General features: G+C 35.2%; 1 protein-coding gene. It reads left to right on the top strand.

Annotated features, from left to right (window positions below):
* Window positions 1–508 (top strand): hypothetical protein (locus tag BQ5209_RS10745; RefSeq protein WP_167370351.1); only part of this gene is annotated, 508 nt, incomplete at both ends.

A 508-nucleotide genomic window follows, 5' to 3' on the forward strand; every position in this document is an offset into this window, starting at 1 on the left:
AGCCAAGAAGTGGCGTTTTTAGAAAAATTTGATGTCACCGATCCAAAATATGAAGTTGGGTCAAAAAAACCAACAACCAAAAAGCTTAAATTTATGCTTTGCTTTCCTGATGAGGCAAGTAAAGCACTGGTTGTCAATTTTCTAAAAAATAAAGAGATACTTAACCCTTATGATTTTAAAAACTTTTTAAAGGAAAAAATGGCGGATTATGTTTCATTGGTCAACCGTACTACCGTATTACAAGACAAAATTGACAAAGTCAATCAACAAAAATCCAGCAACGACGAAGCGATTAACGAATCGAACGAAAAGAAAAGAGAAGATAAAATCAAAGAGCGCGAGATAAACCGTGAAACCGAAGCGATGAATCAAAGCGAAATGGAAAAAGCAAAAATTGAGGAAAAGTTATCAACGCATAACCAAGTAAAAATAACCCGTCAAAGTGCAAAAGCTGCTAAGCTTAGCTATGGTGCCAATGCGATAATGAGCGTTATCACCCTGTTAAATA

The sequence above is a fragment of the Gilliamella mensalis genome, from assembly GCF_900103085.1.
Taxonomy (GTDB): domain Bacteria; phylum Pseudomonadota; class Gammaproteobacteria; order Enterobacterales; family Orbaceae; genus Gilliamella; species Gilliamella mensalis.